Here is a 7,566-nt window from a genome sequence, read left to right on the forward strand (position 1 = left end):
AACCGCGGCTCGCTGGACCGGCGCGCCTTAGCGCGAAGGGGGCTGCGGGGCAAGCTGGAAGCGCGTTGACAATCTTTGGCAAATTGGCCTAATCCCGATTAGGAGATCGATCATGGCGACGATGAACATTTCTCTGCCGGATGCGATGAAGAAGTGGGTCGAATCGCAGACCGATACGGGAAGATATGGCAACTCAAGCGATTTTGTGCGTGATCTGATTCGACGAGCGCAAATTCGCGAAGAAAAGATCGCGAACATGAATCGCCTAGTCGAAGAAGGATTGGCAAGCGGCATTTCAGATCGAACTGCTGAAGAAATCATTGCTGATGCGCGTGATCGATTTCTCCAACGCACCGGCGGTGATGAGATATAGGCTCTCTCTTCTCGCAGATCAGGATTTCGATGAAATCTACACGCGAGGCGCGGAACTCTTCGGCGTTGACCAAGCGGATGAGTATGCAGCCGGGCTGACCCGCGTGTTCGAATTTCTTGCATCGTTTCCGCGAGCCGCGAGGGAGCGAGTAGAGGCCAATCCGCCAGTGCGCGCTCACCCCTATAAATCGCACCTAATTGTATATATTATCGATAACGAAGAAATAGTGATTGTGCGAATTCGTCATGGCCACGAAGATTGGTTGGCCGACCCCCTTTAACGGGTCATCTCCCGTCGCGCCTCCACGATCGCGATCGCGCGCTGGACACTCGCCTCGATCGACAGAAAGCTGGTATCGAGCAACGCCGAATCCTTCGCCGGGACCAACGGCGCGGTGGAGCGCGTCGAATCGCGCAAATCGCGGGCGCGGATATCGGCCAGCACTCTATCGATGCTGATCGTCGATCCGGCGGCGCGCAACTCGGCATGGCGGCGTTTCGCGCGAATATTGGGCGTCGCGCGGATGAACAGCTTGGCATCGGCCTCGGGCGCGATCACAGTGCCGATATCGCGACCATCGAGCACTGCCCCGCCGGGTTGATTGGCAAATCGCCGCTGCCGCTGCAGCAGCGATGCGCGTACCAGCGGATGCGCCGAAATGACCGACGCAAGCGAGCCGATCGCGTCGCTGCGCAGGATCGGATCGTCGAGTAACGCATCATCGAAATCACACGCCGCGATCGCGTCCGCCTCGATCGATCCGTCCAGGTCTAGCCGCGCCACATTGGCGGCGACCGCGCGGTACAGCAAGCCCGTGTCGAGATGCGGCAAGCCATAATGCCTGGCGAGCGCCCGCGCGATCGTGCCCTTGCCCGATGCGGCTGGACCATCGACGGCGATGATCATCGGCGTATCACCACTGTGCGTACCAATCCGAAAAAAGCGATTCCTGCCCAGGCGATTTCCAGCAAGAGCGCGGGCAAATTATAGTTCACGATCAGCGACAGCGCGAGCAGCGATGCGCCGATCAAATTGACGCCGTTCGACAGTCGGCTCGGCGCCGCGTTGCGGAGCGTCTGATAGGCAAAGCCGCTCAGGACCATCACCGCGCCGCAAAAGCCGAGCACGTCGGCGGTCCCCGACAGGATCATGCCGCCGCGCCCCGTAGATGCGCGATCTGGTCGAAGAAGGCGGGATAGCTCGTCGCAACGGGCGATGCATCGTCGAGCGTGATGCCCGCGCGGCAATGCAAGGCCGCCACCGCCATGCTCATCGCGATGCGATGATCGAGCAGCGTCGCGACCGTCGCGCCGCCCGGCAGCGGATCGCCGCCGGTGCCGTCGATCAGCAGGCCATCCTCGATTTCTGTGACCCGCGCGCCAACGGCGCCGAGCGCGGCGGCCATTGCGGCGATCCGGTCCGATTCCTTGACGCGCAACTCCTCGGCGCCGCGCGCGATCGTGCGGCCCGTGGCAAAGGCTGCTGCCACGAACAGCACGGGATATTCATCGATCATGCTCGGCGCGAGATCGGGCGGAACCTCGATCCCGGTCAGCGCGGCATGGCGCACGCGCAAATCGGCAACCGGCTCGCCGCCAACGTCGCGGCGGTCCAGCTCCTCGATCGACGCGCCCATCAGCCGCAGCGCCGTGAACAACCCCGCCCGTGTCGGGTTGAGGCCGACATTCTCGACCACGATATCCGACCCCGGAACGATTGTTGCCGCCACCACGAGAAAGGCGGCAGAGGACGGATCGCCCGGCACGACGATGTGCTGCGGCTTCAGCTCGGCTTCGCCTGTGATCGAAATGATCTTGCCGTGTGGCGTGGTTTCCACCGAAACTTCTGCGCCAAACCCGCGCAGCATCCGCTCGCTATGGTCGCGCGTCGCGACGGGTTCGACCACGCGCGTAATGCCCGGCGTGTTCAGCCCGGCGAGCAAAACCGCCGACTTCACTTGTGCCGAGGCGACAGGGAGCTTGTAGGTGATCGGAATGGCGGGACACAGGCCGCGCAGCATCAGCGGCAGGCGGCCGCCCGGGCTGGCGGTGAAATCCGCGCCCATTTGCGACAGCGGTGCGATCACCCGCCCCATCGGACGCTTCGACAGCGACGCGTCGCCAATGAAGGTGGCGGTGATCGGATGGCTCGCCACCAGCCCCATTAAAAGCCGGGTCGACGTCCCCGAATTGCCCATGTCGAGCGCATTAGCGGGTTGCAGCAAGCCGCCGACGCCGACGCCATCGACACTCCAGCCGCCCGCATCGCGCACGATCGTAGCACCCATCGCGCGCAACGCGGCGGCGGTCGCGAGCACATCCTCTCCCTCGAGCAAGCCCTCGATCCGGCTGGTGCCGATCGCGAGTGCCGAAAACATCAGGGCGCGATGGCTGATCGATTTGTCGCCGGGCACGCGGACGCGTCCGGTCAGGGGACCGACGGCAGACAGGGTGAGCGGTGCAGAGGAGGGGTGGGCCATTGGCCCTGCGCTTTGACAGTGCGCTTGCGCTATGGCAAGGCGCGCCCCACTTTGCGGCGCAACCGCAATAATCCCATCTTTGAAAGAGGTCACTCGGCATATGATCCAGCCGGAATGGGGCACGAAGCGTTCGTGCCCGAAATGCGCCACCCGCTTTTACGATCTCGGCAAGGACGACCCCGTCACCTGCATCAATTGCGGTGCGCATTGGGAGCCCGAGCCGATCTTGAAGTCGAAGCAGCCGCTGCCGTTCGAGCAGGCCAAGCCCGAACTGGTCAAGAAGGACGATGATCTCGCTGGCGACGACGAGGATATCGACACCGGTGAAGACGAGGAGCCCTCGCCTGATGACGAGGTCGACCTCGGCGGCGACGACGATCTCGGCGTGGAAGCGCCTGCGAGCGAAGACGAGCATTGATCTTCGACACGTGATCGGCACTTTTTAAGGGCAAGCGGCAACCAGGCCGCTTGCCAAGGGTGCGTCGCCTCGGTAGGGGCGACGCCTTCCCTGGGACCAACCCACCCGGGACATGGGGCCGTAGCTCAGCTGGGAGAGCGTTCGCATGGCATGCGAAAGGTCAGGGGTTCGATCCCCCTCGGCTCCACCATTCTGTATAAGTCATTGAAAACTGGCTATATACTTGGAAAACATAGGCTTTTTACGGGCGTCTGTTACATCTGGAACAGGAGCCAAGGGCCATGTGCAACTATCTCGATAAGGTCGGCTCGACCTATTATTTCCGTCGCGCTGTGCCCGATGGAGTGCGACCGTTCATCCGAACAGCCTCCGGGGCGGCGCGCACGGAATGGAAGTTTTCTCTCCACACCAAAGACCGTGACACAGCGAAGCGGCTTGTGCCGTCTCACACCCTCGCCACGGATGCCCAGATCGATGCAGCTAGGGCGCAGGCTCAATCTGCCCAGCAAGCCCCTCAGGCGGTCCCTCAGGCCCTTTCGCCCCGCGCAGAGGCGATGGCAGCCGCGACATGGGAAGCTCGCCTAGAGAGCGAGCAGGCGGACTCGCGGGAGCTTGCGGCACAAGATCATCGCCGGGAGGATGTCGCCGGTCTGATCGCGTTTCTTGAAGGGAGGTTGCGGGGGTCTACCGCTGAAATGCCCCGAGGCTTGCGCGCCTTCCGATACATTCTTGATGGCGTGAACTTTGATCGGGACTTGTTAAAAGATAAGCTGCTAATCGCAAAGGCCCTTCCCGGCGCACGTGTTAGCGGTACTCCCGCGCAAACCGATGAACACACAGATGCAGCCCCCATTTCTGACGGTGCCCCTACTGGCAGGGGGACGATGCTTGATACCACCATCGTTGACCTTTGGGCCGCTGAGCGAAAGCCGGTGCAGAAAGGCATTGATACCCATAGGGCCGTGGCCCGGTGGTTCTATGAACGTGAGGGGCAAATCCCCGTTGATCAGATCACACGCAAGCACGTACTGAGCTTCAAGGACAAGCTGGTCGCGGAGGGGCAATCTCCCGCTAACATCAACATGAAGCTCTCCCGCTTACGAACATTGCTGAAATGGGCTTTCAACAATGACCATGCCGCCGCGAATGTGGCAGAGGGCATCACGATCAAGGACACGGACAGGGCACGCAACAAACGTCTGCCGTTCGATCTACCCGCGCTCAGGCAGATATTTTCAGGCCCGGTGCATGCCAATGGTGCGCGGCCCGCTGGCGGTAAGGGGGAAGCTGCATACTGGTTGCCGCTGCTCGCGCTTTTCACCGGCGCGCGCCTAGAGGAACTAGGCCAGCTACGCCCCAGTGATGTCGCTCAGATGGATTACCCGGATGCCGATGGGGGCGATCAGCGAGGCTGGTTCATTCGCCTTACCGAGGATCGGAAGGACGATGCCGAAACCGACACCCGGTTAAAGAATGCCGACAGCGAGCGCATTGTGCCCCTGCACCCGGAACTAGAGCGATTGGGCTTCATCGATTTCGTAGAGGCAGCGATTGTTGCCAATACCGCTCGCCTGTTCCCAATGCTCAAACCCAACGTATACGGGCGCTTGTCCGCCAAGTGGGGGGAGTGGTTTGGCCCCTATATGCGCACCACCTGCGGGATCACTGACAAGCGCATGGTGTTCCATTCCTTTCGCCATACCTTCAAACACTACGCCCGCAGTGCTGACATCATCGAGGGCGTGCAACGTCAGATCATGGGGCACAGCCCCGGCGACACTGCGGACGAATACGGGAATAGATATCCGCTGCATCGATTGGTCGCAGGTATGGCGACGTACAGGGTGCCGGGACTCAACATAGGCGTCTAGCGACTCACGCCTGTATGTCTGATCGTGGTGGAAAGCTGCCGCTGGCCACCGCTCTACGATTTGCCGATTGCTTGGGCCAGTTGGATGATCGCGCCAATGCAGATGAGACTGACAGCGAATATGTTGAAGCCCATCAGCCACCGATAACGCTGCGGCTGAGTAACCTTCGCAAATGAGAAACCTCGGGCGGACGCGACCCCTCGGCGAAGATCACGCCTGATGGACCAGACGCCGTAAATTGCCAGCGCAAATATCGCGGCTGTAAAGAGGAAGTCGCCTGCCATAGCCAGATCATATGCCGATTAGAGAGGGGCGCAATGTCCACTTCTGGGCGTTTCCTGCCCGTCCGCTTTTATCCTAGATGCTACCGCTATCCGGGGTAACGGATGACTGCCCAGCCGCTGATACTCGTGCCGCTTCCCGCGTTGCCGCAAGTGTCAGGCCGTTGAATGCGGACACATCGGGAGCAAACCCGCTGTAGTGGGCAGGCGCAAGGTTGGCCTTTGCCCCGACCATGCCCGCACCGGGGACCGCCGATAGCTGATACCCATTGGCATCGGTAGGGGAAGGAACGTCAGGGGCAGTGCTGGCGTTGGCGTACGCCTGCTGCATCGCGGGACTCGGAATGGCCCCTAGTGCTGCCGCTCCCGAGTCCCCTGCCTTCATTTCCCCGGCGCGGATCGCCAGTGCCATGCTGTCCGCTGCAATCATCGGGGCTAAGGCGTTCATGGCCGCATCATTCCCGGTAGCGATGTACCCAGTAAGGGCGCGATCATAGGTAACGATGGTTTCCGGGGAGCTTGCGCCGATCAACCGGGTAACCTTTGAGAGCATGGGCGCTAGATCCGCGTGTTGCCCAGCGAAGGCGTTTAGCACCAGCCCGTAGGCGGCACCGGGCGAAAGGCCCCCCGCGATATTGACGGTAGCTGCTCGCGTAATGGCGCTGGCATCAAGCCCGTTGTCGTGGATCAGGCAGAGAGCGGCATTCACTTGGGCGCGCTCTTTGGTTGTCAGTGCGGTCAATTCTTAGCTCCAAAGGGGAAGGGTGGCGTCGCTGATACAGGGCGACAGTTTCGTGCGTGCGGGCAATGGCCAGTAACAGGTAGGGACTTCCCGCCCGCTTCCAATCTTCTATCGTTTCCTCAGCAACGCGACGGGCTTCGGCTTGGCACGGCAGAGACAGCGAAGGGAGGATGTTAAGTCGCGGTATGTCGGTAAGGCATGGATAGCCGCGCACCCGATCCGCATTTCGGCACAAGTTCACAGATGTACAGGCAACATTGTCAGGATTGGACAATACGCCGTGTGCAATTCCGTCCATAAGAAAGCGAGACACTGCGTACCAAAGCGTCTCCAGTATGGCGGCATGCGCGTACTGCCCGCAGGCGTCGTGCAACTCCTCCAGAGACCTCGGCGTATAGCGCCCTACTGTGACATAGCGGGTGTTGGCAGGGCGCTCTAGGGGAACGCCCGGTTTCGCCAACGCTGACGATGTTCGGTACTTGCTTGGGGCGCTGCGGCGCAGACCGGATAGGCTCTTGCAACTCATGCCAACTATGCGCGCTGTACGTCATGATCGTTAGCCGTCAGGTGCCCCCGCTTGAGACCCATAAAGAACCGATTGATGGCATCTGCGGGGTTAGCCGCTAAGCGAATAATCTTTGCCGGTATCTGATCAGGATGGCGATCAAGCAGATAAGCAAGTACGTGTTCCGGTAATGCATCAAATCCCACCACCGTAGTAGGGACTGGTATACTTACATTGGCATACATGTCATATATTAGAGAAATATAAGTTATCTCGAAGCTAGAGCGCAACGTCGTTTCATCGGGGGTTTTGTCTGTTACTCTGAGTCCAGATAGACCTGCGAAACGGGCATCATTATCTAGCTTTTCTTGAGCGGATTTAGATGCAGTATGCTTGAGCATTAAAGCACTGTGCTCAGCAAGCAGCTCCGTCAACAAATCCGGTGAATTATTCAAGCGCTCTAGTAGGGCGACGTCTGAGCGTGCTTGCTCAATGCGGGTATCGATGAGGCTAAGTTGTGTAAGGGTATATTTCGGGGTATTTATAACATGATCCTATTCGGGGTGAAATTAACGGCATCGGCCTTAGGGTATTTTAGTTGGTTCCAGTGTATGCATTGGGCTTCCGGTCCGGGAGTACCATCGACCGAAGAGCGGGGTTGTCCGCGTTAAACGCAGCGATAGTTACCTTGGCGGGAGTTGGGCCTGAGTATCCCCGGTGCGCATAGTCGGGAATAGGGATATTGAGCATTTCGAGGGTAGCCCTTAGGCCAATCATCACGCGCCGATCTGCCTTAGAGGCTGTCTCGAAACGGCGGCGTAATGATAGTGGACGATCGAGCTCCGGTATGATTCCAGAGGGTTGCGACACCTGATCTGGAAGAACCGATGTGGAACC

Annotated in this window: 10 protein-coding genes and 1 tRNA gene; 5 read left to right on the forward strand and 6 right to left on the reverse strand. The window is 60.0% G+C overall.

All coding sequences use genetic code 11. The features are described from left to right. Nucleotides 1-112 precede the first annotated feature (112 nt). Together IEV62_RS10610 and IEV62_RS10615 are read left to right on the forward strand one after the other, a co-directional pair. Entirely contained in the window at nucleotides 113-373 is a 261-nt protein-coding gene (locus tag IEV62_RS10610; RefSeq protein WP_188447231.1) for a type II toxin-antitoxin system ParD family antitoxin, read from the forward strand. After that, the gene (locus IEV62_RS10615) at nucleotides 327-653 is read left to right on the forward strand and encodes a type II toxin-antitoxin system RelE/ParE family toxin (protein ID WP_229733024.1); all 327 of its coding nucleotides are present in this window, start codon (nucleotides 327-329) and stop codon (nucleotides 651-653) included. Before IEV62_RS10610 ends, IEV62_RS10615 begins: the two co-directional genes overlap by 47 nt. Here IEV62_RS10615 and cmk read toward each other — a convergent pair. From cmk to aroA, 3 genes are read right to left on the reverse strand one after another with little or no spacing between them, the layout of a single operon-like run. Continuing rightward, the gene (cmk, locus tag IEV62_RS10620; protein ID WP_188447232.1) at nucleotides 650-1,279 is read right to left on the reverse strand and encodes a (d)CMP kinase; all 630 of its coding nucleotides are present in this window, start codon (nucleotides 1,277-1,279) and stop codon (nucleotides 650-652) included. The genes IEV62_RS10615 and cmk overlap by 4 nt on opposite strands. Beyond that, nucleotides 1,276-1,524 carry a CBU_0592 family membrane protein gene (locus IEV62_RS10625; RefSeq protein WP_188447234.1) on the reverse strand — a complete coding sequence of 83 codons (249 nt, stop codon included), beginning with the start codon at nucleotides 1,522-1,524 and terminating at the stop codon, nucleotides 1,276-1,278. Before IEV62_RS10625 ends, cmk begins: the two co-directional genes overlap by 4 nt. Further along, nucleotides 1,521-2,852 carry a 3-phosphoshikimate 1-carboxyvinyltransferase gene (aroA, locus tag IEV62_RS10630; RefSeq protein ID WP_188447235.1) on the reverse strand — a complete coding sequence of 444 codons (1,332 nt, stop codon included), beginning with the start codon at nucleotides 2,850-2,852 and terminating at the stop codon, nucleotides 1,521-1,523. The genes IEV62_RS10625 and aroA overlap by 4 nt, the downstream gene beginning before the upstream one ends. Nucleotides 2,853-2,952: 100 nt before the next feature. On the opposite strand from aroA, the gene IEV62_RS10635 reads away from it, so the two are divergent. The 3 genes from IEV62_RS10635 (at nucleotide 2,953) to IEV62_RS10645 (ending at nucleotide 5,141) form a co-directional block, all read left to right on the forward strand. Beyond that, nucleotides 2,953-3,270 carry a TIGR02300 family protein gene (locus tag IEV62_RS10635; RefSeq protein ID WP_188447277.1) on the forward strand — a complete coding sequence of 106 codons (318 nt, stop codon included), beginning with the start codon at nucleotides 2,953-2,955 and terminating at the stop codon, nucleotides 3,268-3,270. A 114-nt stretch (nucleotides 3,271-3,384) separates the two neighbouring features. Continuing rightward, nucleotides 3,385-3,460: transfer RNA gene (locus tag IEV62_RS10640), tRNA-Ala, on the forward strand. Between the two features lie 91 nt (nucleotides 3,461-3,551). Then, nucleotides 3,552-5,141 (forward strand): DUF6538 domain-containing protein, encoded by a 1,590-nt coding sequence (locus IEV62_RS10645; protein ID WP_188447238.1) that lies wholly within the window; start codon nucleotides 3,552-3,554, stop codon nucleotides 5,139-5,141. A 53-nt stretch (nucleotides 5,142-5,194) separates the two neighbouring features. Here IEV62_RS10645 and IEV62_RS10650 read toward each other — a convergent pair whose 3' ends face one another. From IEV62_RS10650 to IEV62_RS10660, 3 genes are all read right to left on the reverse strand, one after another. Continuing rightward, nucleotides 5,195-5,425, reverse strand: coding sequence for a hypothetical protein (locus IEV62_RS10650; RefSeq protein WP_188447240.1), 231 nt, complete (start codon nucleotides 5,423-5,425; stop codon nucleotides 5,195-5,197). A 73-nt stretch (nucleotides 5,426-5,498) separates the two neighbouring features. Further along, on the reverse strand, nucleotides 5,499-6,164 hold the full coding sequence (locus IEV62_RS10655) for a hypothetical protein (RefSeq protein WP_188447242.1): 666 nt from the start codon (nucleotides 6,162-6,164) through the stop codon (nucleotides 5,499-5,501). Nucleotides 6,165-6,695: 531 nt separating this feature from the next. After that, nucleotides 6,696-7,124, reverse strand: a complete 429-nt coding sequence (locus IEV62_RS10660) for a hypothetical protein (RefSeq protein ID WP_188447244.1) — start codon at nucleotides 7,122-7,124, stop codon at nucleotides 6,696-6,698. Nucleotides 7,125-7,566: the final 442 nt, after the last annotated feature.

It is taken from the genome of Sphingomonas psychrolutea, assembly GCF_014636175.1.
GTDB lineage: Bacteria > Pseudomonadota > Alphaproteobacteria > Sphingomonadales > Sphingomonadaceae > Sphingomonas > Sphingomonas psychrolutea.

Excerpts from the sequence above, each read along its gene's own strand:
- cmk (WP_188447232.1), bottom strand. The coding sequence starts at position 1,279 with ATGATCATCGCCGTCGATGGTCCAGCCGCATCGGGCAAGGGCACGATC.
- IEV62_RS10615 (WP_229733024.1), top strand. The coding sequence starts at position 327 with ATGCGCGTGATCGATTTCTCCAACGCACCGGCGGTGATGAGATATAGG.
- IEV62_RS10610 (WP_188447231.1), top strand. The coding sequence starts at position 113 with ATGGCGACGATGAACATTTCTCTGCCGGATGCGATGAAGAAGTGGGTC.
- IEV62_RS10625 (WP_188447234.1), bottom strand. The coding sequence starts at position 1,524 with ATGATCCTGTCGGGGACCGCCGACGTGCTCGGCTTTTGCGGCGCGGTG.
- IEV62_RS10650 (WP_188447240.1), bottom strand. The coding sequence starts at position 5,425 with ATGGCAGGCGACTTCCTCTTTACAGCCGCGATATTTGCGCTGGCAATT.
- IEV62_RS10635 (WP_188447277.1), top strand. The coding sequence starts at position 2,953 with ATGATCCAGCCGGAATGGGGCACGAAGCGTTCGTGCCCGAAATGCGCC.
- aroA (WP_188447235.1), bottom strand. The coding sequence starts at position 2,852 with ATGGCCCACCCCTCCTCTGCACCGCTCACCCTGTCTGCCGTCGGTCCC.
- IEV62_RS10645 (WP_188447238.1), top strand. The coding sequence starts at position 3,552 with ATGTGCAACTATCTCGATAAGGTCGGCTCGACCTATTATTTCCGTCGC.